The 23,562-nt window shown below is 64.3% G+C and carries 22 protein-coding genes and 1 pseudogene; 9 read left to right on the top strand and 14 right to left on the bottom strand.

What is annotated here, in order from left to right; genetic code table 11:
- Positions 1-114 precede the first annotated feature (114 nt).
- The 6 genes from SM755_RS10615 to SM755_RS10590 form a co-directional block, all read right to left on the bottom strand.
- Positions 115-1,302: a tubulin/FtsZ family protein gene (locus SM755_RS10615; protein ID WP_323172633.1), complete on the bottom strand. Its 1,188-nt coding sequence runs from the start codon at positions 1,300-1,302 to the stop codon at positions 115-117.
- A gap of 177 nt (positions 1,303-1,479) precedes the next feature.
- Positions 1,480-2,559 carry a tRNA-intron lyase gene (gene endA / locus SM755_RS10610; protein ID WP_323172632.1) on the bottom strand — a complete coding sequence of 360 codons (1,080 nt, stop codon included), beginning with the start codon at positions 2,557-2,559 and terminating at the stop codon, positions 1,480-1,482.
- A 67-nt stretch (positions 2,560-2,626) separates the two neighbouring features.
- Positions 2,627-3,403, bottom strand: coding sequence for a DUF91 domain-containing protein (locus SM755_RS10605; RefSeq protein ID WP_323172631.1), 777 nt, complete (start codon positions 3,401-3,403; stop codon positions 2,627-2,629).
- Positions 3,404-3,515: 112 nt separating this feature from the next.
- Complete coding sequence (locus SM755_RS10600) at positions 3,516-4,403, bottom strand: ABC transporter permease subunit (RefSeq protein WP_323172630.1); 888 nt, start codon at positions 4,401-4,403, stop codon at positions 3,516-3,518.
- Positions 4,400-5,167, bottom strand: coding sequence for a phosphonate ABC transporter ATP-binding protein (gene phnC, locus SM755_RS10595; protein WP_323172629.1), 768 nt, complete (start codon positions 5,165-5,167; stop codon positions 4,400-4,402). Before phnC ends, SM755_RS10600 begins: the two co-directional genes overlap by 4 nt.
- Positions 5,168-5,214: 47 nt before the next feature.
- A complete protein-coding gene (locus SM755_RS10590) occupies positions 5,215-6,210 on the bottom strand; it encodes a substrate-binding domain-containing protein (protein ID WP_323172628.1) in 996 nt (331 codons plus the stop codon).
- Between the two features lie 207 nt (positions 6,211-6,417).
- On the opposite strand from SM755_RS10590, the gene SM755_RS10585 reads away from it, so the two are divergent.
- Positions 6,418-6,918, top strand: coding sequence for an AAA family ATPase (locus tag SM755_RS10585; RefSeq protein ID WP_323172627.1), 501 nt, complete (start codon positions 6,418-6,420; stop codon positions 6,916-6,918).
- Positions 6,919-7,013: 95 nt separating this feature from the next.
- Positions 7,014-8,201 (top strand): HD domain-containing protein, encoded by a 1,188-nt coding sequence (locus SM755_RS10580; RefSeq protein ID WP_323172626.1) that lies wholly within the window; start codon positions 7,014-7,016, stop codon positions 8,199-8,201.
- A gap of 18 nt (positions 8,202-8,219) precedes the next feature.
- On the opposite strand, the gene SM755_RS10575 is transcribed toward SM755_RS10580, so the two are convergent.
- Complete coding sequence (locus SM755_RS10575; protein WP_323172625.1) at positions 8,220-8,546, bottom strand: MazG-like family protein; 327 nt, start codon at positions 8,544-8,546, stop codon at positions 8,220-8,222.
- A 106-nt stretch (positions 8,547-8,652) separates the two neighbouring features.
- Here SM755_RS10575 and SM755_RS10570 point away from each other — a divergent pair, with 106 nt between their 5' ends.
- Together SM755_RS10570 and SM755_RS10565 are read left to right on the top strand one after the other, a co-directional pair.
- Positions 8,653-9,249 (top strand): DJ-1/PfpI family protein, encoded by a 597-nt coding sequence (locus tag SM755_RS10570; protein WP_323172624.1) that lies wholly within the window; start codon positions 8,653-8,655, stop codon positions 9,247-9,249.
- Between the two features lie 62 nt (positions 9,250-9,311).
- Entirely contained in the window at positions 9,312-10,010 is a 699-nt protein-coding gene (locus SM755_RS10565; RefSeq protein WP_323172623.1) for an HAD family phosphatase, read from the top strand.
- On the opposite strand, the gene SM755_RS10560 is transcribed toward SM755_RS10565, so the two are convergent.
- The 5 genes and pseudogenes from SM755_RS10560 to SM755_RS10540 all read right to left on the bottom strand — a co-directional run.
- Positions 10,007-11,044 (bottom strand): poly-gamma-glutamate hydrolase family protein, encoded by a 1,038-nt coding sequence (locus SM755_RS10560; protein WP_323172622.1) that lies wholly within the window; start codon positions 11,042-11,044, stop codon positions 10,007-10,009. The genes SM755_RS10565 and SM755_RS10560 overlap by 4 nt on opposite strands.
- A gap of 224 nt (positions 11,045-11,268) precedes the next feature.
- Entirely contained in the window at positions 11,269-13,626 is a 2,358-nt protein-coding gene (locus SM755_RS10555) for a DEAD/DEAH box helicase (protein ID WP_323172621.1), read from the bottom strand.
- A gap of 94 nt (positions 13,627-13,720) precedes the next feature.
- Positions 13,721-14,320 carry a hypothetical protein gene (locus tag SM755_RS10550; RefSeq protein ID WP_323172620.1) on the bottom strand — a complete coding sequence of 200 codons (600 nt, stop codon included), beginning with the start codon at positions 14,318-14,320 and terminating at the stop codon, positions 13,721-13,723.
- A gap of 118 nt (positions 14,321-14,438) precedes the next feature.
- The gene (locus SM755_RS10545; protein WP_323172619.1) at positions 14,439-14,954 is read right to left on the bottom strand and encodes a PH domain-containing protein; all 516 of its coding nucleotides are present in this window, start codon (positions 14,952-14,954) and stop codon (positions 14,439-14,441) included.
- A gap of 111 nt (positions 14,955-15,065) precedes the next feature.
- Positions 15,066-15,185, bottom strand: a pseudogene (locus SM755_RS10540) (sodium:dicarboxylate symporter); the annotation flags it as partial.
- A 130-nt stretch (positions 15,186-15,315) separates the two neighbouring features.
- On the opposite strand from SM755_RS10540, the gene lipA reads away from it, so the two are divergent.
- The 5 genes from lipA (at position 15,316) to lpdA (ending at position 22,084) form a co-directional block, all read left to right on the top strand.
- Positions 15,316-16,326: a lipoyl synthase gene (lipA, locus tag SM755_RS10535; protein WP_323172617.1), complete on the top strand. Its 1,011-nt coding sequence runs from the start codon at positions 15,316-15,318 to the stop codon at positions 16,324-16,326.
- Positions 16,327-16,684: 358 nt separating this feature from the next.
- On the top strand, positions 16,685-17,794 hold the full coding sequence (gene pdhA, locus SM755_RS10530) for a pyruvate dehydrogenase (acetyl-transferring) E1 component subunit alpha (RefSeq protein ID WP_323172616.1): 1,110 nt from the start codon (positions 16,685-16,687) through the stop codon (positions 17,792-17,794).
- 1 nt (position 17,795) lies between these two features.
- The gene (locus SM755_RS10525; RefSeq protein WP_323172615.1) at positions 17,796-18,806 is read left to right on the top strand and encodes an alpha-ketoacid dehydrogenase subunit beta; all 1,011 of its coding nucleotides are present in this window, start codon (positions 17,796-17,798) and stop codon (positions 18,804-18,806) included.
- 1 nt (position 18,807) lies between these two features.
- Positions 18,808-20,460 carry a 2-oxo acid dehydrogenase subunit E2 gene (locus tag SM755_RS10520; protein WP_323172614.1) on the top strand — a complete coding sequence of 551 codons (1,653 nt, stop codon included), beginning with the start codon at positions 18,808-18,810 and terminating at the stop codon, positions 20,458-20,460.
- 112 nt (positions 20,461-20,572) lie between these two features.
- Positions 20,573-22,084 carry a dihydrolipoyl dehydrogenase gene (gene lpdA / locus SM755_RS10515; RefSeq protein WP_323172613.1) on the top strand — a complete coding sequence of 504 codons (1,512 nt, stop codon included), beginning with the start codon at positions 20,573-20,575 and terminating at the stop codon, positions 22,082-22,084.
- Between the two features lie 83 nt (positions 22,085-22,167).
- Here the strand turns inward: lpdA and SM755_RS10510 are convergent, their stop codons facing one another.
- Entirely contained in the window at positions 22,168-22,464 is a 297-nt protein-coding gene (locus SM755_RS10510; RefSeq protein ID WP_323172612.1) for a hypothetical protein, read from the bottom strand.
- A complete protein-coding gene (locus SM755_RS10505; RefSeq protein ID WP_006665454.1) occupies positions 22,461-22,838 on the bottom strand; it encodes a helix-turn-helix domain-containing protein in 378 nt (125 codons plus the stop codon). The genes SM755_RS10510 and SM755_RS10505 overlap by 4 nt, the downstream gene beginning before the upstream one ends.
- Between the last annotated feature and the right edge of the window lie 724 nt (positions 22,839-23,562).

Raw genomic sequence — 23,562 nt, 5'->3', positions numbered from 1 at the left:
AAACGTACGCACAGATGACATGCAGACGGCCAAAACACTTACTGGATGGTCGTTTTTCCGCCGTGGAGTACTGACAGAATACGTAACTAATGTGGTCGGCGGGGTACTGCGCTGTCACTGTCCGGACTGGCGCGCCGCTGCCCGCAACTGCTCGATTCGGTCGACGGGTCCGATGCCGGCCAGCACCGCGAGCGCGAAGACGGCCTCGCTGTCCGGTCGCGGTGCGTCACCGCCAAGCGTCTGCGTCGATTCCGTCGCCGATTCGAGCCGGCGGCGACCGTCTGCGACCGCCGTCCGATTGAGCCACTCGGGCGGCCCGCCGACGATGAGCAGTGCTCGGTCGGTGTTCGTGCGCTCGCACTCGAGCGTGAGTTTTCCCTGGATCGCTTTGCCGACCGTGGTTTCGACGGCGCTGACGGCGGCGCTCGTTTCGACGGTCGAGTCCGAGCCGAAGAGACCGAGGCCCAGATCGAGTTCGAGTCCCAGTACGGAGCCGGAGTCGTCACCGGATTCGATTCGCTGCGTGCCGTAGCCGAGCGTAACGAGCGCCGTCTCGGTGCCCAGAATGCGGCGAATGTCGTTCGCGTCGATGACGGTTTCGGCGCTCGTTGCACGCTCGTCGGTCGGCTGCGCTGTCGCACCGAACAGCGCCTCAATGCGGGCTGCAAGCTCCCGATTGAGCCGGGCACGCCCGTCGACCATGTCCTCGCCGGTTCGAAGCCACGGCTCGTTGTCGAAACAGAGCACGGCGTTCGCGAGCCCGTCCAGTCGAGAGAGCGTCTGCGTCGCGTTCGCCGCGGCAAGCGGTCGCGTCGCGCCGTCTGCATCCGCGCCTGACGGACGAGTGTCGTCGGTCGGTACTGACGGATCACCGTCAGGCGAGCGCTCGCGGTCGGCCGGGAGCGTCCCGAGAACGTACACCGGCACGTCGTACAGCGTCTGCAGGTTTGCGACGAGTTCGGGTGCGGCCCCGCCGCCGGTTGCGCCGCCGAGGCCGACGACGACGAGGAACGCGTCCGCGGCCGAGGGCTGGCCGGCGTCGAGTTTACGGCTGAGTTCGTCGACGTGTTCTTCGCCGAGGGTTTCGCCGCGCTGAAGGTTCCCGTTGAGGCCGGTATCGATGCCCGCACCGTATCGGTGGCGGTGGTCATCGGGAACGGATTCGAGTTCGGCAAGCGCCTGCGCATCGGTATCGAACGCGAAGACGTCACAGAGAAACGGCCGGGTCGCGGTTTCTGCCGTGCGAATCGCATCGGCGATTCGACATCCTGCGCCGCCGACCCCGATCACCTCGAGTTGCATGGTGATCCCTATCGGCTGGTGGGACTTTCATGGTTCCGTTTGTGTCGGTCCTATTGTCACGTCGCGGTAGTGTCCAGCACCTGAGTGGACGGATAGAACGACCACCTCGCAGTGATTGCTGTCCGGAGTCTGTAGTCCGGCCACGCGGACTCCGGAATACGGACTCTGGACTATGGACTACGGTGTTAACCGCTCGATCGACCACCACTCGATATCGGACTCCGCAGGTGTCGCTCCGTCATCCCGCTCGACAAGCGCAAACACCATCGTCTTTCGCACCCCGTGGGCCAGCCGCACGTCGAGTGCCAGATCTCGGGGCTCGAAGACCGCTCCCGCGGGATGAACCCGTACCAGTAACTCCGAGTGTCCGAGTTCGGCGACCGACTCCACCTCGGCGTACGTCCGAAAGTCAGCCCCGAACTTGTAGCCCGTCTTGGGGACGATTTCGCGCTCGCGCAGTTCGGTGTAGACTCGCAATCGGCGGTCGAAGCGTTCCCCCTCGACCTCGCGTCCCCGCTCCCGAACCGCACCGAACTCGAGGTCGATCACATCCTGTTTGGCAAGGTAGGCCGCTTCGAGGAGCGAACACTGTAGCGTCGGCCGCTCGTACTCCCGCCCTTCCAAGGGCTGGCCGTAGAACGCATCCTCGTAGAGGTCGATCGGCGGCTCCCAGAGGACGACGCGGTCCGCGAGCAACGTTGCGTCGACCCCGCTCGGAAGGCTGGTCGCCGTGCTCCCCGTCGGCTTGCTCTCTGTCACCTCGAAGTACGTGATCTCACTTTCTTCGTCGACGACCGCGAGCACGCCGTCCGCGAGTGAACTCGCGGGGACGTCGGTTCGTTCGCCGATGATTCGGAGTGCATAGGCTATTTCGCCGTCGCCGGGGCCCTTGCCGCGGGGGAAGACGGCGAAGTCGACCGCCCCTCCTGGCGGGTCGTCGACCCACGGCTCGGCGGCCGGTGACAGGTAGAACCCGCGTTCGCGCAGATCCGCGTAGACGAGAAATCGGACGCCGAAGTCGGTACCGGGTTCGCGGCTGGCAAACGCTTGAAAGTCGAGTCGGTCGCCGGTCGCATCGTCGACGACGGCGTCGAGGTCGCCGCGATAGAGCAAGTGGGCCGCCTCGACGGGTGCGAGAGCGATCTCGTTGCCCTCGAGTGGATAGCCGTAGCCGCGCGAGTCGTGATAGCGCTGGCGCGCGTCGTTGCCGACGCGGACGACGCCCGTCTCGGCGTCGAATCGCCCCTCCAGTGACATACGCAGTGGTTGTCTGTGGTGCGTTAAGTGCGTGTGGATCGACGCTGCGTGTGCCGTCCGACCGATCTCAGTCGTCGCTTGCAGCCTCGACGTGTCGGGCGACCGCTCGGTCACACGTCGCATCGAGACACCGCGTCCCGCCGTGCGTTTCGAACGTCGGCAGGCCACAGCCACACTCGCCGTCGACGACGCCCGCGGGCATCGCGAAGCCGGTGTCGCACTCGGGATAGTGCTCACAACCGGCGATGAGTCCGCCGCGCCGGAGGATGCGAAGGTCGCCGTCGCAGTTCGACTCCGGACAGTCCCATTCGCGGTCGAAGGCCTCTCGGACGGCCTCATCGAGCGATTCGCAGTTGCGATCGAGACAGACGTCGAACGCGAGGCCGCGCTCGACGCGCATCCGCGGCAGCCCGCAGTCGCAGTACGATTGGTCGTCCTTGATCGTCGCGTCGGTCGGGATACCGTAGCGCGTCCCGCAGTCGACGCAGTGGACGCCCTTCGAGCGGACGAGTTCACCATCGCAGTTCTCGTTTTGGCACGTTCCGACGGGCGTCCCGGCCGCAGAGGCCGGGTAGTGAGCGAAGCCGTCCTGCTCGTGGGCTGCGATTCGCAGGGTCTGGGTGTCCTTTTTCGCGACGAGCGTGAAGTCGCCCGCACGGTCGCTGGAGACGCTGTCGGCGCGCGTGAGCCAGGCGACGGGCTGGTAGCCGTCGATGTCGTGGACGAGGACGGTGTTGTCGGGTTTGACGATCGTCGTCACCCGGCCGCGGTACTCCGATCGGTCGTCGGCCTCGGCGATCACGGTACAGTCGCCGGCGAGGACGCGAATCGCGTCGTCGATCATAGGCTGGCTGATGCGGATTCCTATTTAAACTCGCGGCCGGCGGACGGGTGGTCGCCACAACAGCATCGACTGTCGATTTCGACGATACACCCACAAAGCGGTGTCTGTGTCGCTATTTGAGCGCCGATTCGACCATCCGTTGTGGCAGGCCGACCAGGAGTGCGACCAGTCCGCTCGTCTCTTCGTCGTCACGCAGGTATGACCGGAACCGCTGGCTGATGATTTCGACGGCGAGAATCAGGAACAGGACCACGACAATGCCGGCCATCATGTTTCCGTACGCACGCAGCCCCTGTTGGACCTGAATGATCTCGCCGATCCCGCTGCCGCCGAGCAGGCCGAGCGTGACCGCCGTCCGGACGTTCACCTCGAAGATGTACAGCGTCCAGGCGATGAACGACGTTTTGACCTGGCTAATCATGCCGAAGACGACCGTCTGTCCCTTCGATGCACCGGTCGTCTTCATCGCCTCGATCTGTCCCTCCTCGACCTCCTCGAGTTCGTCCGTGAACAGTCGACCGAGATTCCCGATCGTACTGACGACCACCGCGATAGTCGCGGTGACCGCCGACAGGCCGGCGAGCGGGATGAACATCAGGAACCAGACGAGCGACGGGATCGCACGGAAAACGCCCATCACGCCTCGAAAGAGGAAGTTCAGGGGGAACGGTGTCACTCGCGAGCTGCCGAGGACGCCGAGCAGCAGTGCCAGGGGGAGTCCGATAACCGTTCCCGCAAAGCCGACCGCGAGGGTGATCACTGACTCGCGCGGGAGGTTCCGTTCCAAAATGAACATCCAGTTCGGGGTGTAGTTCGTGATCCGTTCCGCAAAGACTGGAAGTTGATTATAGAGGTCGACGACGGAGAACTGGATCAGGAGTAACGATCCGTAGAACGCGCTGATAAAACAGAGCGACAGGAAGCCGTAGAGTATCCATCGAACTCGCCGAGTAAGTCGAATCTCCTCGAGTCGTTGTTCGAGCGACGGTTGGGTACTCATTGTACCACCGTCGCATCGGTTTCGTCTCCGGAGAGGAATTCCTCCATGTCGATGCCGCCGTACAGATCGTCGATGACGTCGAACGTGAGGTCCTCTCGGTAGCCGTCGAAAACGACTCGTCCGTCCGCGAGGCCGATAAACCGCTCGCCAAACTGGCGGGCGAGATTCACCTGGTGAAGGCTGATCATCGCCGTTAGCCCGCGCTCTTGGGCTGCACCGCGCAAATAGCGCATAACCGTCTGTGAACTACCGGGGTCGAGACTCGCAACCGGTTCGTCGGCGAGCAGTATCTGCGGGTTCTGGACGAGCGCGCGAGCGATGCCGACGCGCTGTTGTTGTCCGCCGCTCATTCTGCCGGCGCGTTGGCTCGCCTCGTCTAGCAGCCCGACCATATCCAGCGCCTCGAGCGCCTGGAGTTTATCCTCCCGGTCGTTGAACCGAAGGAGGCTCCGGAGAAAGCTCGTCCGACCCAATGCGCCGCTGAGCGCGTTCGAGTACGCGCTCGTTCCGTCGAGAATATTGTGCTGTTGGAAGACCATCGCCACGTCGTCTCGATGCGATGTCACGGGGTCGCCATCGACGACTACCCGGCCGCTGGTTGGGGCAGTTAGCCCGTTGACACACCGGAGCAGCGTCGATTTCCCCGACCCCGAAATACCGAGCACGACGGTGAACTCGCCGTCTTCGATTTCGAACGAGACATCGTCGAGCGCGACGGTTTCCCCGAACCGCTTTGTGAGGTTCTCTACGCGTATCGCAGACATTGATAGCTGTGTGAATGGTTGGTTGCTCGGCTACGTCTGTTGCTTCGTTATTCGCCGAAATCCTGGAACTCGAGTCCGAGTTCATCGAGGATGTCGTCGATCGGTTCGTAATCGCTCCGCTCGGCTTCCTCGATGCCGGTAAACCAGAGTTCGTACTCGTCGTCGACATCTTCCGGGACCAGGTCCGTCTCGTCGGCTTCGAGCAGTGCCGTTTCGATGGCGTCACGCTCCGAACCGTCCCACTCGCTGCGAGCCATGATCGGGGCTCGTGGAAGGGGATCCGAGACGGCCAGGAGGCGTAGTTCCGGGTTCTCGTCGTCGATTCCCGAGCCGGCATCCTCGTACTCGGACGAATGCTCGACGAACTCGGAGTAGTCGTCGAACTGTTCCTGTGGTACCTGTGGCGCAGACGCAAACGCACCTGTTGCGGCGGCGACAATTGCGTCATCGTTGACCAACTGTTCGCGCGACCGATCGTGATCCGGTGCGTTTTGTAGCTCCAGATCGACCGCGTCGCCGTCGGGGTAGTTTCCGGTGTCGAGACCGGCGTCTTTCAGCATAAGCGTCGGTGCGAGGGTGCCGCTGGTCGACATTCTGGCACCGGTCGTCATCACTTCACCCTCCAAGTCGGACAGGCTCTCGATGTCGCTGTCTGCCAGCGTCGTGATCGTCGAAAAGTAAAGCGCGCCGCCGTACGCGGTTCGCATTCCGATGATATCGGCGAACCCGTCTCCGGCCGGAACTGCGGTCGGCGACGTATCGGCGATATCTCCCTGATCGGTTTCGAGCGATTCGAGGGTGTCGACGTACGAATCGGCCCGGATGAGTTCGATTTCCGCCTCGGTTTCGCTCTCGAGATATTCCTTCATCGGCGTATACTCCTGTACGATGTCAGTCTGTTCCTCGGCCGGATTGAGAATGAACCGGACTGCACCGCTTTCGGTACTGCTGAGACACCCAGCCATCCCAGCGAGCGTAAGCCCCCCTGTCGCCTTCAGGAACGTGCGTCTGGTGTGATCGCCGCGTCGTGGTAGCTGCACCATACGTAGTACGAAAATCGAATCATTATAAACATAATGATAATTCTGCTACGGAACAGAATATATTCATATATATCTCGCTCGTGTTCAACGGAATCGTCCACGTTCACGTCCCCCGGTCGAATCCATCTCTCTGGGTATTCGCTCCAACTATCGGATTTCGATATTGAAATCCGGGCGGATTTAGTATCCGACCCGAAACTGGAACACGTGGCTCGTCCAACGCTAACTGTCTACTGTGGCCTCCCTGGGGCGGGGAAATCGGCCGCTTCAGCCTATACTGCTGCTGAACTCTCCGCTGAACGCTACCGGACTGACCGGGTCCGCAAACAGCTCTTTTCCGATCCCGACTATACGACGGCGGAAACCGACGCGACCTACGAGGAACTACTCGAACGCGCTCGCACGGCCCTCGAGAGCGGGTCGAACGTCGTCCTCGACGCGACGTTTCAGTCCCGACGCTACCGGGACCGCGCTGCTGCGGTCGCAACCGCAACCGGTGCCGAGTTCACGTTCGTCTTCGTCGATTGTGAACTCGAGATCGTCAAAGAACGGCTCGCGGAGCGAACGGACACAATCAGCGACGCGCAGTTCGAACAGCACCTGCAGTTGCGCGAGACGTTCGACTCCATCGAGCGCGATCACGTCGTCATCGACAATTCGGGGACGCTCGAGGAGACCCACCGGCAGATCGACGAGTTCGTTCTGTAAACGGTCTCGTGTCGCAGCCGTCCTCGCCTCGCCTGCACGCGCGATGGCGGACAAGAGACCACCGCGTCTAAGAGCCCTCCGCCGAGTGGTCGACTATGACTCCGACGGCGACGACGATCAAGGACAGCGTTCACGACTACATCGAACTCTGTCCGACCGCGGAAGCGCTGCTCGATACCGCCCCGATGCAGCGGCTGCGCTACGTCCGGCAACTGAGCACCGTCCAGTTGGTCTATCCGTCCGCAAATCACACGCGCTTCGAGCACAGCCTCGGCGTCTACCACCTCTCCTCGCGCGCCGTCAACCGGCTCGACGTCGACGACCCGCTCGCCGACCGCCTCCGCGCCGCGGCGCTCGTCCACGACGTCGGCCACGGCCCGTTCGGCCACCAGACCGAGGCCGCCATCGAACGCCACCTCGACCGCCACCACGACGAAATCGAGTGGCTCCTCACCGATAGCGAGGTCGGCGACGTCCTCGAAGATCGGGGCCTCGATCCCGACGCAGTCGCGGCCACCGTCGACGGCCGCGGCCCGCTCGGCGAACTCGTCTCCGGCTCGCTCGACGTCGACCGGATGGATTACCTCGTTCGCGACGCCCACCACACCGGCGTTCCCTACGGCACCATCGACCACTCACGACTCCTCTATTCTCTCTGCACCGTCGACGGCGAACTCGCGCTCGAGGCGGGCAACGTCGCCACGGCCGAGAGCGCGCTGATCGCCCGCACGCTGATGAACGCGACCGTCTATGGCCACCACGTCTCCCGCATCGCCGGCGCGATGCTCGACCGCGCGAGCGAACGCGTGCTGCGCGACGCGGTTATCGCGCCCGATCGATTCGCACGACTCACCGATTCGGAACTGCTCTCACTGCTCGCAGACTACGAGCCGACGGCCGACTTCGAAACCCGGCTCCGCGAGCGCTCGCTGTACAAACGGGCGATCTGGGCACAGCGCGGAGCCGTGCCGGACCGGTTCGTCGGCCTCGCGTACGACCGCACGCGTGAACTCGAACGCGAAATCGCCGACCTCGCCGGCGTCGACCCGTCCACCGTCATCGTCGACAGCCCGTCGATCCCCAGTTCTCCCGAATCGCGGGCTAAAATCGTGGTCGACGGCAAGCTTCGGCGGCTCGCAGAGCGGTCCTCGCTCGTCGCCGGACTGGACGCCTGCGCCCGAGAAATTTGGCGGCTCGGCGTCTACGCGCCCGAACCCGTGTTACCGGCGGTGCGCGACGCCGCGGCAGCCGTCCTCGAGACTGAGGCGACGGTCGCCCCGTAGTCCTCGTCCGTCGTTACTTTACTGTCCCGACCCCGGCGACGCCGCATCTTCGAGACGCGCTTCGTACTTTGCAAGTGCCTCGTCAAGCGCCGCTTCAGCATCGACGTCGACCGAGTTCGCGAGCGCGAGCAGCGCAAACAGGACGTCTCCGAGTTCATCCGACGAGAGGTCGAGTTCGTCCGGGGCCGAGCCGTAGTCGGTCGACTCGTTCGCGTCCTTCGCGAGTTCACCCACCTCGGACGTGAGATCGAGCAGCCTGAACGCGGGTGGGGTTTCGAGGTCGTGGCGGTCGATGAACGCGGCGACGCGGTCCTGCTGGGACTGGGACTGGGACTGGGTCGTCATAGACCGCTCCAGAACCTGTTGGAAGAAAAGATGATCGCTTCCGCGCCCGTTCTGCACGTCGATGGCCGGCACAACACGTTTCTTCCGCGACAGTGACCGGTTGCACATGGTCAACGTTACCGCCGAAATCGTCCTGTTCGACGGCTTCGATGAACTCGACGCGATCGGTCCGTACGAGGTGCTCGAAAACGCCGCCCACGCCGGTGCGTCGATCGACACGGAACTCGTGGCGCTCGAGGAAACCGACCTCGTGACGGCAAGTCACGACCTGCGGGTCGAACCTGATGGGACGCTCGGCGACCCGGACCTGTTGCTCGTCCCGGGCGGCGGGTGGACGAGCGCGAACGAGGGCGTCCGCGCGGCCGTCGAGGGCGGCGCGTTGCCGGACGCGGTCGACGAACGCTACACGAACGGCGCAACCGTTGCCTCGGTCTGTACCGGGGCAATGGTCCTCGCCGAGGCAGGGTTGCTCGAGGGTCGCCCCGCGACCACGCATCGCGTCGCGGTCGACGACCTCGAGGCGACCGCCGCGAACGTGGTCGACGAGCGCGTGGTCGACGACGGCGACGTGCTCACCGCCGGCGGCGTCACCTCGGGGATCGATCTCGGCCTCTGGCTCGTCGAGCGCGAGTTCGGCGCGTCGGTCGCGGACGAGGTCGCAACCAAGATGGCCCACGAGCGCCGCGGCGACGTTTTCGGGTAACTCGCGACGAAACCGGCTGCGAGCCAAACGGCTATACGGGACCGTCGGGTAGCCCGATACACATGGACGAAGCGACGGCAGTCACGACGGACGTGAGCGTCGACGCAGTGTTATTCGATATGGACGGCGTCCTCGTCAACAGCGAGGACTACTGGGTGACCTTCCAGGAGGAGGAAATTCTGCCCGCGGCGGTCCCGAACGAAGACGTCGACGTCGCCGAAGTCAGCGGCATGAACTACCGGGAGATCTACGACTACCTCGACTCGACGTATGGAACGGCGATCACGCGCGAGGCGTTCGTCGATCGGTTCGCCCGGGCCGCGGAAGAACTCTACACGGAACGGGTCGAACTGCTCGACGGACTGCACGACTTGCTCGCCGAACTCGATGCACGCGGGATCGAGACGGCGATCGTCTCCTCGTCGCCCCACGAGTGGATCGGCTGGGTCACGGACCGATTCGAACTCGGCGACTCGTTCGACCACGTTATCAGCGCCGACGACATCGACGCGGCGAGCAAACCGGCTCCGGACGTGTTCGAGTACGCCGCGGACGAAGTCGGCGTCCCGCCCGCCGCGTGCGCCGTCGTCGAGGATTCGGCGAACGGCATCGAGGCGGCGGAGCGGGCCGGCACGGCCGTGGTCGCCTACCGGATCGACGCCCACGGCGACATCGACCGGTCGGGGGCGGACGTGGTGGTCGAGACGCCGGCGGCGCTCTCTCGGACCGTCCTGGCGTTCACCGCGGACGACGCCCGCTAGATCGCTCGCTCGTACACGTCGACGACGGCGTCGGCGATTACTTCCCAGTTCCCGTCCTCCCGAACGACGGGCGACTGTTCGACCTGAAGGCCGCTGGCATCGTCCGCGGTGAGCCAGTTGACGAAATTGGCGGTGCTGGTCCCGGGAAACGGCTCTTGCTCGCAGTCGTGATCGGTCGCTTCGTCGCCGTCGACGCCCGTGACGAGGACCGCGAACTCGGTGCGGGATTCGATCTCGGCTTCGAGGTCTCGCTTCAGTTGCTCGGGGGCACCGCCTCCGATCACGATATCCTGGTCGAAGCAGTCCCAGCCGCTGAAGCCGTGAAAACTCACCGCGTGGTCGAACCCGCGGTCGGCGATTCGGTCGAGTTCGGGAAACGACCGCGGGCTAATATCCGCCGACATGATGTGCCAGCGGTCGAACGCACCCAACTCGTCGCTGTAGCCGACGCAGGTCCACTCGACGGCGTCGGCGGTAGTCTGATCGAAGACCCGGTCGGCCTGTTTCTCGGTATTGTACTCGAGATACGTCCCGTGGGGTGCGGTCACGGCGAGTTCAGCGGCCGCGCCGTCGTCTTCGAGGACTTCGACGTACTCGGTGTGATCGAGCGCGTCCTGCCGGGTCTCGTACTCGGGGTGTGGACCGTACGGTTCGATCGACGCCGCCGCGCCGACGATGTCGTCCATCGACCCGCCGTCGTCGATGAACGCCAGCCGCTCGGCCGTGGCCTCCTCGAAGCCGACGACATCGCCGCGTCGCTCCGCCAGTCCGACGCCGATCGTGGCGATTCCGTCTTCGGTACCGTCGTTGCAGTCGCCGCACTCGATTCGCACCTGGTCGCCGTTCTCGAGGCCGAGTTGGTCGCGCGTCTGCACTGCGAGTGCGAGTCGCTCGCGGTGGGCGGTCGTCTCGTGGTCAAAACCGATGATTTCGTGGTCGTCGGCCGTCGTCGACGACGCTGACGGTCCTGCCCAGGCTGCAACCTCGCTGCTGATGGCCGTCAGTATCGTTTGTGGCGATAGTTCACGTTTCACATCATTCGCAGATGCCAGAAGAATCGGGATAAAATTGATTCATGGGTGCTAATATGTTCGGACAGATACAAACTTCTCGGCGAGAGACGTCTCGTCACCACCGGGACACTCTCACCGCCCTCTTACTCGATCTTCGATCCTGATCTACGACGCGGTCGAAACGGACGACGAGATCGAGCAACGGCCTGAGACGGAACGACTGGATTTGCCCCGGCTCGGCCCCGTCATCGAACCCGGACGGTTCGTGTCTCCTCGACCGGAACCAGCGGCTCCTCGGGGAAGGCAACGCTCACCGTGAACTCGAGTTCATCTGCGTCGGCACCGAAGACGCCGACCGGGACGGTCTCGGTATCGCGGAGGTAAGTGCTCGTACTGGTCATCTCGACGCCATTGACCGTGACACGGATGCCGGCCCGCGCCGGCTCGCCGATGTTACGGATCGTCACCTCGCAGACCTCGTTCTCGCCCGCCTCGATCGACTCGGGGAACGCGCCCCAACTGAACTCGACCGAGGGGAGCGACTGTGCGCCCTCGTAGATCCGCTCGGCGACACCGTCACCGAGTCCGGCACCGACGATGCCGTCGATATCGGCGTCGAGAACGTCGCCGGGGGTCGACACACCTTCTTTCGCGAGTTTACTCGCCCGCCCGGCCGCGACGCCGTCGATGGCCGTCAACCCGACCGCGTCCTCGGCGACGCCGTTCTCGATGCGAGCTTCGGTTCGGCGCGCGAGATTCGCCGCGTGCGGCCCGACGAACCGGTCGAGAAACGCCCCCAGTGCGGAGACGAGTCGCGTCGCGTTCCGCTGGATGACCCAGGCGTCGCTTCGCAACTCCGCCGGCGTCGTCCCGCTCGCGGAACTGCGCAAGATCGCGAGCACCTTCCGCTGCCCGGCGTCGAGGTCGCCGGCGTCGGTCCCAACGAGGACCGCGTCGATCGCGTCGCGTTCGTCCTGGCGGGCCGACACCGAGTCGAACTCGTCGGCGGTCGCCACGGCCGTCAAAATATCGTCCATCTCGAGCGTTCCCGGGCCGTCGGCCGCGCGGTCACAGAGTTCAGCGAAGGCGGCGGCCGTCGGGAGCCGAAGGTAGTACTTCGAGGCGAGCACGCCGCGGGGGGTCGCTTCGATCGAGAGGTCCGCGCCGGTTTCGACGAAGCCGCGGTCGACGAGTTCTTCGAGGCAGTCCCGGACGCGCTGTCTGAGGTTCGGAAAGTCGTAGTCCTCGGGGCGGGACTGCCCGCGGACGTAGTAGAAGGTCGTTTCGAGCCAGTCCATCACGTCCTCCAAGTCGGTGATGGTTCCCATCGCGATCTCGGCGTTCAGGTGCGTCTGCAGGCTCTCGGCGAGGCGCGATTCGATCTCCTTGCCGTCTCGCAGGAGGCGGCGGTACTTGTCGGCCTCCGCGCCGTCGCAGACGACCCAGCCGTAGCCCACGTCGTCGTAGCCCGGTCGGCCCGCGCGCCCGAGCATCTGGAGCACGTCGAGCGGGCTCATGTCGACCTCGCCCTCCAGGGGGTCGTGGAGTTTCGTGTCCCGAATCACGACGCAGCGGGCGGGAAGATTCACCCCCCAGGCCAGCGTCGAGGTCGAAAAGAGCAGTTCGACGATGCCCTCCTTGAACCACTCCTCGACGAGGTCGCGGTCGTTCTTCGAGAGGCCCGCGTGGTGGAAGGCGACGCCGTCGAGCACCGAATTCCGGAGCGTGTCGTTGTCGAGTTCCTTCGACTCCGTATGAAAATCGTAATCGCCGCGCGCGCCCATCGGCACGTCGCGTTCGGCGATCTCGTCGCGGGCCTTCTCGGCCGCCCGAACGGTATCCTGTCGGGAGGAGACGAACACGAGCGCCTGGCCGTCCTCGCGGAGGTGCGGCTCCGCCAAATCGAGCGCCCGGTACAGCCGGCGGTACTTGTCCGCGAAGGAGTTCTCGCCGTGCGTGTAGGTCTTGACGCCGGCGTTGAGTTCGACCGGGCGGTACTCCTCGCCGAACTCGAAGGTTGTCTCATCGGGCGCGTCGAGCCAGGCCGCCACGTCGGAGACGTTCGGCATGGTCGCCGAGAGCGCGACGACGCGCGGGTCACAGAGCCGACGCAGGCGGGAGATCGTGACTTCGAGGACGGATCCCCGTCGATCGGCGTCCAACAGGTGGACCTCGTCGATGACGCAGACGTCGATGTCCGTGACGAAGTCGTACCGTCTGGAGTCGTGTTTGCGGGTCGCCGAGTCGAGTTTCTCGGGCGTCATCACGAGAATGTCCGCGTGGCGGGCGCGCCGCGAGTTCAGTTCGCGCTCGCCGGTGACGACGTAGACCGAGTAGCCGAGTTCCTCGAAGCGGTCCCAGTCGTCTTCCTTCTCGTTGGTCAGCGCCCGTAGCGGCGCGATAAAGAGCGCGGTCCCGCCGTCGGCCAGCGCCTTGCAGATCGCGAGTTCGGCCAGCGCGGTTTTGCCCGAGGCGGTCGGCGCGCTTGCGACGACGTTGGCCTCGGATTCGAGCAGCGCGGGCAGGGCCTCGCGTTGCATGCGGTTGAACTCGCTAAAGGCGAAGGCGTCGGCGAACTCGGGAAGAACCTCGGCGACCTCCATCAGGCAAAAACGGGAAGCGGGTGGTGAAAGGCGTTTCCTTCGGTGCGTGCCAGCGGGCTGATGACTCGGGCAATCAATTCGAGACAGCGGCGGGTTACTGCGACCGGACCAAGGCCGCCGCGACCGCCCCGGCGGTGGCGAACACGACCGGATAGAGCACGCCGCCGAGGACGACCGCGGGCAGGAGTTCTGGAGCCATCGATTCCGCGGCGTCGATGCCGAAGAACGAGGCCTCCGTGCTCGACTCGGCGACGACCGCGCCCAGCCCCATCACGACGGCGTAGCCGATCGTGACCGGTGCACCGACCAGAACCGCTTCGCCGAGATTGCGCGCGTCGAACTGCGACGCCAGTATCGCCCCGACGGCGACGAGGACGAGCGGCGGGATCGCGTACGCGGCTACTGAACTCGTGGTCTCGGACTGGGCGATCAGGTCGACAGTGTCGGTACGACTGACGCCGCCGACCTCCGCGGAGGCCTCGATTTCGACGAAGTGGGCGTTGTAGTAGTACCAGGCGACGCCCATCCAGTCGGCGACGCTGTCGCCGAAGGCCTCGCGAACCTCGTCGACGACCAGCAGGTAGGTGACGAGGTAGCCGACCGCGGCAGCGAGGACGCCACCGCCGGCGCTTGCGGCAACGCGTGTGGCGCGCGATACCGACCGTCCCGTTGCCGACAGTGACTGGTGTGCCATCGGCTGGAGCGACCAGCGTCCGCGTAATATGCTTTATGCTTTGTGTATCGCCGGATCAGGTGGTCGTTTCGCTCGGGAAGCCACAACCGTCGCGATGGTGCCGGGTATCGAGCGCTACTCACACGGCCGGCTCGTTGCGTGCAGTCTCCTCGAGTTCGTCACTGAGCAGACTGGAGGCGTGTTCGGGTTGGGGAACGCGCTCGAAGGTCAGTTCGGGGTCGCCGGAGCCGGCCGTGTAGACGGTCAGATCGCCGTAGCCGAGGACGCGGCCGAGCATCGTCTGGCGAAGACTGGTGTTCTGGACGCGCTCGAGGCGAAACTGGGTGACGTTCCGGGAGATGACGCCGTGTTTCTTGTACAGTTCGCCGGACGTAATCACGTAGCGGGTGTTCGTCCAGGCGAGGTAGCGCACGAGCGCGATCGCTGCGCCAACGAGGGCGACCGCAACGCCGAGCAGCGTCAGCGTGTCGATACCACCGGTCGCGCTCCAGGTGGCGAGCAAGACGCCGACGAGTGTGACCCCGATTCCGATCGGCATCCTGGTCCCCATCGAAATCGGATGCGGACGACTCTCCCAGATGATGTCCTCGTCGTCGCTAATGTGAAACCACTTAGGAGTCGAACCCAACCCCATTGCCCGCCGTTACTCTGTTCGTGGCCGTAAAGGTGGCGTGAGAATGCCTAAGTAGTGGCCCTCGCTCGCCGCTTCGGTTCGCGTGGCGGGACAGCGAACTGCCCGGGGTATCTACCCGTCGGCGTGTTCGGTCGGCGACTCACCGTTCCAGACGCCGGCACTGAACTCGACCGCGTCGTTCCAGTAGGCGACGACCGTCGTGACGGCGAGGTCGCCCGAAATGTTGGTCATCTGTCCCCACATATTTTAACGGCGTTTCACGAGTTCAGGCGGTCGCGAGCGTCGACGGTCACGAGTTCAACACCTGCGTTTCCAGAGTGGGGCGCGTGTCCGACAGCGAGTACGGGAGGGCCGTCAGATCGTGAGAACCACCACGGTTTTTCACCTCGCGCGCCGACGGTCCGGTATGCGCAGCGCACGAAAGCCCGACTGGCTCAAGATGCGGCCCCCGTCGGGGCGGGAGTTCACCGATATCCGGGAGACGCTCCGCGAGCGGGACCTGCACACGGTCTGCGAGGAAGCGAACTGCCCGAATCTCGGGGAGTGTTGGTCCGGCGGGGCCGGAACGGGCGAGGGAGAGGGCGGCACGGCCACGTTCATGCTCATGGGCGATCGCTGCTCGCGAGCGTGTAATTTTTGTGACGTGACCACCGGCGGCATGGAGCCGCTCGACCCCGACGAACCCGCGAACGTCGCTGACGCCATCGCCGAAATCGGCCTCGACTACGTCGTCCTCACGTCCGTCGACCGGGACGACCTCCCCGATCAGGGCGCGGGTCACTTCGCCGACACCATCCGCGAGATCACGGACCGCCACCCCGGCATCCTCGTCGAGGTGTTGATCCCCGACTTTCGGGGCGAGCCCGAACTTGTGCGGAAGATCATCGACGCCGATCCGGACGTGATCGCGCACAACGTCGAAACCGTCGACCGCCTCCAGTTCCCCGTGCGCGACCGCCGGGCCGGCTACGAACAGTCCCTGTCCGTGCTCGAACAGGTCGACCACGAGTCCGACATTTACACGAAAACCTCGATCATGCTCGGCCACGGCGAGTACGACCACGAGGTCTACCAGACCCTCGCGGACTGTCGCGAGCGCGGCGTCGACATCGTCACCCTCGGACAGTACCTCCAGCCCTCGCGGAACCACCTGGATGTCGAGCGCTACGACCACCCGCACAAGTACGAGACGTGGCGGCAGGTCGCCGAAGAGGAGTTAGGCTATCTCTACTGCGCAAGCGGCCCAATGGTTCGCTCGTCGTACAAGGCGGGCGAGTTATTCGTCGACGCCGTCCTCCGAGCGGGCAAGAGCGTCGAGGAGGCCCGCAGGAACGCTCGGCGCGTCGATTCACCTGTCTCGGCGACCGAGTAAGCGTTCGGAACCGATCGCGTTTCGATCGCGTTCAGTGTCCTGCTCCGTTCGCTCCGTCCGTCTCGCACCGATACCGTTTTCGCCGGCCGCTCTCGACTCGCTGCGCCGAGTCACCGTCGATTGTACCGCCGTTTTCGGGTAGTTTGCTGCCCAACTGTCCACTGTTCTGGCGAAAGTCATCGCTCTTTCCGAGGCTATTCTAAAAATAATAATCAAGGTGGACGATTGCGCTATTTTAATCTGGATTCTCCCCGGTCCTTCGCTCACGATGGCAAGAATTCCACCGACAGTAAACTATTTACGAAAATCCTTTAACAGGAGCGATAATTCACTAGAGCATGCGCAGGTGGATATCTCCGTGAGCACGATACAGCGCGACCCCCGAGAACGAGTACAGATTCTCGACGACACCGGCCGCGTCCTGAACGACGCCGAGGTCCCCGACCTCTCCGAGGCTGAACTCGTCGAGATGTACGAACAGATGCGGCTGGTTCGACACTTCGACGAACGCGCGGTGAGCCTGCAGCGACAGGGACGGATGGGAACGTATCCGCCGCTGTCTGGACAGGAAGCCGCACAAGTCGGCAGCGCCCACGCGCTGGATACGGACGATTGGGTCTTCCCCAGCTATCGCGAACACGGCGTCGGGCTGGTTCGGGGTCTCTCGTTGGAGCACACCCTGCTGTACTGGATGGGCCACGAACAGGGGAATCACATCCCCGAGGACACGAACATCTTCACCGTCGCCGTTCCGATCGCAACCCAGATCCCCCACGCGACGGGTGCCGCCTGGGCCTCGCAACTGCAGGACGAGGAGAAGGCCTTTCTCTGTTACTTCGGCGACGGCGCGACCTCCGAAGGCGACTTCCACGAAGGGCTCAACTTCGCCGGCGTCTTCGACACGCCGAACGTCTTCTTCTGTAACAACAACCAGTGGGCCATCTCCGTGCCGCGCGAGCGCCAGACCGCGAGCGCCACGTTAGCCCAGAAGGCAACTGCCTACGGTTTCGAAGGCGTGCAGGTCGACGGGATGGACCCGCTCGCGGTGTACAAGGTCACACGAGACGCCGTCGAGAAAGCGAAGAACCCGGACGACGACGAACTCCGGCCGACCCTGATCGAGGCCGTCCAGTATCGCTTCGGCGCGCACACGACCGCCGACGACCCCTCGGTCTACCGCGACGACGACGAAGTCGAACGCTGGAAGCAAAAGGACCCGATCCCGCGTCTCGAGACGTTCCTGCGGAACAACGGGATGCTCGACGACGAACGCGTCGATGCGATCGAATCCCGAATCGAGAGCGATGTCGCAGATGCCATCGACGCCGCGGAATCCGTCGAACGACCCGACCCGGCCGAAATCTTCGCGCACGTCTATGAGGGCATGCCGAAGCGACTGCAGGAGCAACTCGAGTGGTTCGAATCGATTCGCGAGGAACACGGCGACGACGCGCTGCTGGAGGGATAACATGGCTGCAGAATCACAACCACAATCGGAATCCGAATCCGACAACCTCACGCTGGTACAGGCGGTCCGCGACGGACTCCAGAGCGAGATGACGCGCGACGAGGACGTCGTCGTTATGGGCGAGGACGTCGGCCAAAACGGCGGCGTCTTCCGCGCCACGGAGGGATTATACGACGAGTTCGGCGGCGACCGCGTCATCGATACCCCGCTCGCGGAGTCGGGAATCATCGGCACGGCGGTCGGCATGGCCGCCTACGGGATGCGCCCGGTACCCGAAATTCAGTTCCTCGGCTTTATCTACCCGGGATTCGATCAGATCGTCTCGCACGCGGCGCGGCTGCGAACGCGCTCGCGCGGTCGGTTTACGTGCCCGATGGTGCTTCGCGCACCCTACGGCGGCGGTATCCGCGCGCCCGAACACCACTCCGAGTCCTCGGAGTCGATGTTCGTCCACCAGCCCGGGCTCAAGGTCGTCGTCCCATCGACGCCGTACGACACGAAGGGACTGCTGACGAGTGCGATCCGCTCGCCCGATCCGGTGGTCTTCCTCGAGCCGAAGCTCATCTACCGAGCCTTCCGCGAGGAGGTCCCCGCGGACTCCTACGAGGTCCCCCTCGGCGAGGCTGCGGTCCGCCGCGAGGGGTCCGATATCTCCGTCTTCACGTGGGGTGCGATGACGCGTCCGACGATCGAAGCCGCGGAGAACCTCGAAGGCGAAATCGACGTCGAGGTCGTCGACCTGCGAACGCTCTCGCCGCTCGATGAGGAGGCGATCGTCGACTCCTTCACAAAAACCGGTCGGGCAGCGGTCGTCCACGAAGCGCCACAGACCGGCGGCCTCGGCGCGGAGATCACCGCGACGATCCAGGAGGAAGCGCTGGTCTACCAGGAGGCACCGGTCGAGCGCATCACCGGCTTCGACACCCCGTTCCCGCTGTACGCGCTCGAAGACTACTACCTGCCCGAGGCGGCCCGTATCGAGTCGGGCATCCGGGACGCGGTGGGGTTCTAACATGGTCCGCGAGTTCGAACTCCCCGACGTCGGCGAGGGCGTCGCCGAAGGTGAACTCGTCTCGTGGCTCGTCGAATCGGGGGAGACGGTCAGCGAGGACCAGCCGGTCGCCGAGGTAGAGACGGACAAGGCGCTCGTCGAGGTCCCTGCCCCGGTCAACGGGACGGTCCGCGAGTTGCACTTCGAAGAGGGCGACGTGATTCCGGTCGGCGACGTGTTCGTCACGTTCGACGTGGACGGCGAGGACGGAGCGACCGATGCCCCAGCGGAGGAAGCGGTTGAAACGCCCGACAGTGCGGCGGAAACCGACAGCGACAGCGACACCGAACCCGCGGGCGATCCCGGTGCGACCGGGGCCGGTGACGATACAGAGCCGGCAGAGACACCCGACGATCGGATCTTCGCGCCGCCGCGCGTGCGGCGCATGGCCCGCGACGAGGGAATCGATCTCTCGCAGCTCCGAGGCAGCGGTCCGGGCGGCCGGATCACCGCTGCCGACGTGCAGGCCGCTGCGGGTACTGCACCGAGTGGGACAGAAACGGCACAAGCGGCTGCGGGTGCCGACGAGGGCGCTGCTGCGGAAACGACGGCCGACGCGACCGAGGGAGCGCCGGCAGCAGACTCGAGTTCTGGAACGGAGACGGCAGCCGGACCGAGTGGCCAGACCGTCACCGCGACACAAACGCAGCCCCCGGCGCAGGTCGACGCTGCGGACCGCGACCGCACGCTCGCCGCTCCCGCGACCCGTCGGATCGCCCGGGAAGAAGGCGTCGACCTCGACGCCGTCCCCGCCACCGAGGAGCGAGACGGCGAGGCGTTCGTCACGCCCGAAGCGGTTCAGGAATACGCCGACGCCCAGCGCCAGGCTCAGGAAGCCGACGCGGCGGCGCTCGAAGCCGGCGAGGCGGTCGGCGAGACGGCGGACGAGTTCGCCGAGGGCCAGCGCGAACGCCGCGAACCGTTCCGCGGCGTCCGCAAGACCATCGCCGACGCGATGGTCGAGTCGAAGTTCTCGGCCCCCCACGTCACCCACCACGACGAGGTCGACGTCACCGAACTCGTCGAGGCCCGCGAACGGCTCAAACCCCGCGCCGAGGACCGGGGTATCCGGCTGACCTACATGCCGTTCATCATGAAAGCCGTCGTCGCGGCGCTCAAGCAACACCCCCAGATGAATGCGGTCATCGACGAGGCAAACGAGGAAATCGTCCACCGCAACTACTACAACATCGGCGTTGCGACGGCGACCGACGTCGGGCTGATGGTACCGGTCGTCGACGACGCCGACGGAAAGGGACTGCTCCAACTGTCCTCCGAGATGAACGAACTCATATCGCGCGCTCGCGACCGCTCGATCAGCCCGGACGAACTCCGCGGGTCGACGTTCACGATCACGAACATCGGCGGTATCGGCGGCGAGTACGCGACCCCGATTCTGAACTACCCCGAATCGGGCATCCTCGCCATCGGCGAGATCAAGCGCAAGCCCCGCGTCGTCACCGACGAGCACGGCGACGAGTCGATCGAGCCGCGGTCCGTGCTAACCCTCTCGGTGTCGTTCGACCACCGACTGATCGACGGTGCCGACGGCGCACGGTTTACGAACACGGTGATGGAATACCTCGAGAATCCGGACCTGCTCCTGCTCGAGTGACCACCACCCCTAAACGTTAGACACTACCCACCCTACCTATGCACATGCGCACGCACACGGTACGATCGACTCCCGAGAACTCGAGTGCAACTCCGAACGGAGGTACCAACTGATGGTCGTCGGAGACGTTACCACCGGGACCGACGTCCTCGTCATCGGTGCCGGGCCCGCCGGCTACGTCGCCGCCATTCGAGCCGGCCAGCTCGATCTCGATGTCACGCTCGTCGAGAAAGACGCCTACGGCGGCACCTGCCTGAACTACGGCTGTATCCCGTCGAAAGCCCTGATCACAGCCACCGACATCGCCCACGACGCCCGCAACGCCGAGCAGATGGGGATCCACGCCGATCCCGCGATCGATCTCTCGGGAATGGTCAGCTGGAAAGACGACGTCGTCGACCAGCTCACCGGCGGCGTCGAAAAGCTCTGCAAGGCAAACGGCATCAACCTGATGGAGGGCACCGCCACCTTCACCGACGAATCCACCGTCCGCATCTCCCACGACGGCGACGGCCAGGGCTCCGAAACCCTCGAGTTCGAACACGCGATCGTCGCGACCGGGTCGAGCCCCATCGAGATCCCCAACTTCTCCTACGGCGACGAGCCAGTCCTGAACTCGCGCCAAGCCCTCTCGCTCGACTCCGTCCCCGACTCGCTGGTCGTCGTCGGCGCCGGCTACATCGGCATGGAACTCGCGAGCGTCTTCGCCAAACTCGGCACGGATGTGACGGTCATCGAAATGCTCGACGAGATGCTCCCAGGCTACGACGACGACCTCAAACGCCCCGTCAAACAGCGCGCGACCGACCTCGGCATCGAGTTCGAGTTCGGCTACACGGCCGCAGAGTGGTCCGAACGCGAGGACGGATCCGGCATTCGCGTCGTCGCAGATCCCGTCGACGGAGCCGACGTTGCGGCGGACGGTGGCACCGCAGCCGGCGAAACCGAAGTCGAGGCTGAGGACGAGGACGAAAACGAGGAGCCAGCACCGCTCGAACTCGACGCCGAGAAAGTCCTCGTCGCCGTCGGCCGTCGCCCCGTCTCGGATACGCTCGACCTCGACGCGGCCGGCGTCGACATCGACGACAACGGCTTCATCGAAACCGATTCGCGCGCACGCACGTCCGTCGACCACATCTACGCCGTCGGCGACGTTGCCGGCGAACCCATGCTCGCCCACAAGGGCAGCATGGAGGGTCAGGTTGCCGCCGAGGTCATCGCCGGCGAGCCGTCGGCGATCGATTACCAGGCGATGCCCGCCGTCGTCTTCACCGACCCCGAAATCGCCACCGTCGGCATGACCGAGACGGACGCGGCGGACGCCGGCTTCGACACCGTCGTCGGCACGTTCCCCTTCCGAGCCAGCGGCCGCGCGCTCACGACCGGTGAGAGCGACGGCTTCGTCAAAATCGTCGCCGAGGAAGACGAGGGCTACGTCCTCGGTGCCAGCATCGTCGGCCCCGAAGCGTCCGAACTCGTCGCCGAACTCGGACTCGCAATTGAACTCGGGGCTACCCTTGAGGATGTCGCCTCGACGGTGCACACACATCCGACACTCTCGGAGTCAGTGATGGAAGCCGCTGAGAACGCGCTTGGACACGCAATTCACACACTGAACCGATAGCACTCTTCTCGAAATCAGTTTCTGGTCGCTCTTCGGACCGCTCCACTCACCGGGCCTGCACTTGGGCTCACTCTCGACATCCTTCACTGTACGTACAGTGAATACGCAATCACGAGAAAGCCTGCGAGTACGAGCAGACTCTCGAGCAAGACTCCCGTCATAAGATGGACGCTGAGCACTTCATACAGCATTCCTGCCAGCACGAATCCGAGCGTTACGAGGCCGAATCCGAACGACAGATATCCGAGTGCTCGCTGTCTCGTCCGCCGATACGCCTTGAACGCGAAGTACGTGATGATGCCGCCCACGATGAGGACGAGCGTTTTGACGACTGCGAGTGCAAGCGCGATCTCTGCTCCGCCAGTGTTGTATGGACTCATGTCTCCTTTCGCACCTCCGACCAGAGTTCTGCAAGCCGTTCGTCTGCCGTCTGAGCTGGACGGTCGATCTGCACCGATAGCGACCGGTCCTCGTCTAACCCTAGTGTGATCTCATCGAACGCGACGGCATACTTGCTTGCGTGGTGGCCGTCACGGCGAATCTCCGTCGTCTCCTCGAGCAACGTCGACTCCGTCAGTAACTCGAGTTTTCGGTAGAGCGTCGATTGGGGTATCTCACACCGGGCAGTGAGTTCAGAAGCCGTCATCGGTTCCTCGAGATTTCGGATAATCTCACGGCAGTCAGGGTCGTCGAGTGCAGCGCAAATCTCCGCTGCAGACGGCATCGACTCCGAACCGATCGGGTCCCGGACCATTCATTCTCTCCTTGTAACGCGTGCCGTTTATTCGCATCGATGTGTTTCCCCCGCTTATCGCTTCATTCCCGATTTCAGCGGTTTTCTCAACCGTTGTCGCCGATCGTCCCGACCGCCGCTCGGCAAACAGTGAACCATTTCCAACTGCCAGACCAGCTCCATCTCCACTCCCGATCGAGCTCACGCGAATCAGTAATTGCGCTCCATTTCAGCTCCCCTCCCATTTCCGTCGAAACGCACCGGTACCACGTCACACCGACCACAACAACCAACTACAAACCTTCTTACACCCGCGCCTCCGAACACACCCCACGCGGGTATCATCCGGTCCGACCGATCTACGAGGACGGGATGACCGACCGACCTCCGCCCGCGTAACACGTTCATATCCGTCTCTCTCCGACCTGAACTCGAGACGAGACGTTTCTCTACCGAGACAACCATTGCCCTCAAAATAGCCAGCTGTGGCTTCAACTCGCTTCTACAGTTCTACAGTTGCGCTTCAGCGACTGGCAATAAAATCCTCAGTGCCGGTCTGATACCTTCTACACTCCTTTTAGCCCACCCAAACTAGGAACATCCATCCGGTAATCGACCACCGTGACTCTCTACCTTGGGAGGAGGATCAACACGGACCAGGCCGCCCACGAGACGACGGCCTTATATATGTACCCTCGCCTCGTCATTACTGTGAACGACGTGGCCCACGCCGCCACGTCCCCTC

The sequence above is a fragment of the Natrialba sp. PRR66 genome (assembly GCF_034808065.1).
GTDB lineage: Archaea > Halobacteriota > Halobacteria > Halobacteriales > Natrialbaceae > Natrialba > Natrialba aegyptia.
Note: the sequence above shows the minus strand (reverse complement) of the source record. Positions and strands in the feature narration are given on the sequence as shown.

What these genes read in the sequence shown, in the direction of transcription:
- SM755_RS10615 (WP_323172633.1), bottom strand. Translation starts at nt 1,302, where the DNA reads ATGCAACTCGAGGTGATCGGGGTCGGCGGCGCAGGATGTCGAATCGCC.
- endA (WP_323172632.1), bottom strand. Translation starts at nt 2,559, where the DNA reads ATGTCACTGGAGGGGCGATTCGACGCCGAGACGGGCGTCGTCCGCGTC.
- SM755_RS10605 (WP_323172631.1), bottom strand. Translation starts at nt 3,403, where the DNA reads ATGATCGACGACGCGATTCGCGTCCTCGCCGGCGACTGTACCGTGATC.
- SM755_RS10600 (WP_323172630.1), bottom strand. Translation starts at nt 4,403, where the DNA reads ATGAGTACCCAACCGTCGCTCGAACAACGACTCGAGGAGATTCGACTT.
- phnC (WP_323172629.1), bottom strand. Translation starts at nt 5,167, where the DNA reads ATGTCTGCGATACGCGTAGAGAACCTCACAAAGCGGTTCGGGGAAACC.
- SM755_RS10590 (WP_323172628.1), bottom strand. Translation starts at nt 6,210, where the DNA reads ATGGTGCAGCTACCACGACGCGGCGATCACACCAGACGCACGTTCCTG.
- SM755_RS10580 (WP_323172626.1), top strand. Translation starts at nt 7,014, where the DNA reads ATGACTCCGACGGCGACGACGATCAAGGACAGCGTTCACGACTACATC.
- SM755_RS10575 (WP_323172625.1), bottom strand. Translation starts at nt 8,546, where the DNA reads ATGACGACCCAGTCCCAGTCCCAGTCCCAGCAGGACCGCGTCGCCGCG.
- SM755_RS10570 (WP_323172624.1), top strand. Translation starts at nt 8,653, where the DNA reads ATGGTCAACGTTACCGCCGAAATCGTCCTGTTCGACGGCTTCGATGAA.
- SM755_RS10565 (WP_323172623.1), top strand. Translation starts at nt 9,312, where the DNA reads ATGGACGAAGCGACGGCAGTCACGACGGACGTGAGCGTCGACGCAGTG.
- SM755_RS10555 (WP_323172621.1), bottom strand. Translation starts at nt 13,626, where the DNA reads ATGGAGGTCGCCGAGGTTCTTCCCGAGTTCGCCGACGCCTTCGCCTTT.
- SM755_RS10550 (WP_323172620.1), bottom strand. Translation starts at nt 14,320, where the DNA reads ATGGCACACCAGTCACTGTCGGCAACGGGACGGTCGGTATCGCGCGCC.
- SM755_RS10545 (WP_323172619.1), bottom strand. Translation starts at nt 14,954, where the DNA reads ATGGGGTTGGGTTCGACTCCTAAGTGGTTTCACATTAGCGACGACGAG.
- SM755_RS10525 (WP_323172615.1), top strand. Translation starts at nt 17,796, where the DNA reads ATGGCTGCAGAATCACAACCACAATCGGAATCCGAATCCGACAACCTC.
- SM755_RS10520 (WP_323172614.1), top strand. Translation starts at nt 18,808, where the DNA reads ATGGTCCGCGAGTTCGAACTCCCCGACGTCGGCGAGGGCGTCGCCGAA.
- lpdA (WP_323172613.1), top strand. Translation starts at nt 20,573, where the DNA reads ATGGTCGTCGGAGACGTTACCACCGGGACCGACGTCCTCGTCATCGGT.
- SM755_RS10510 (WP_323172612.1), bottom strand. Translation starts at nt 22,464, where the DNA reads ATGAGTCCATACAACACTGGCGGAGCAGAGATCGCGCTTGCACTCGCA.
- SM755_RS10505 (WP_006665454.1), bottom strand. Translation starts at nt 22,838, where the DNA reads ATGGTCCGGGACCCGATCGGTTCGGAGTCGATGCCGTCTGCAGCGGAG.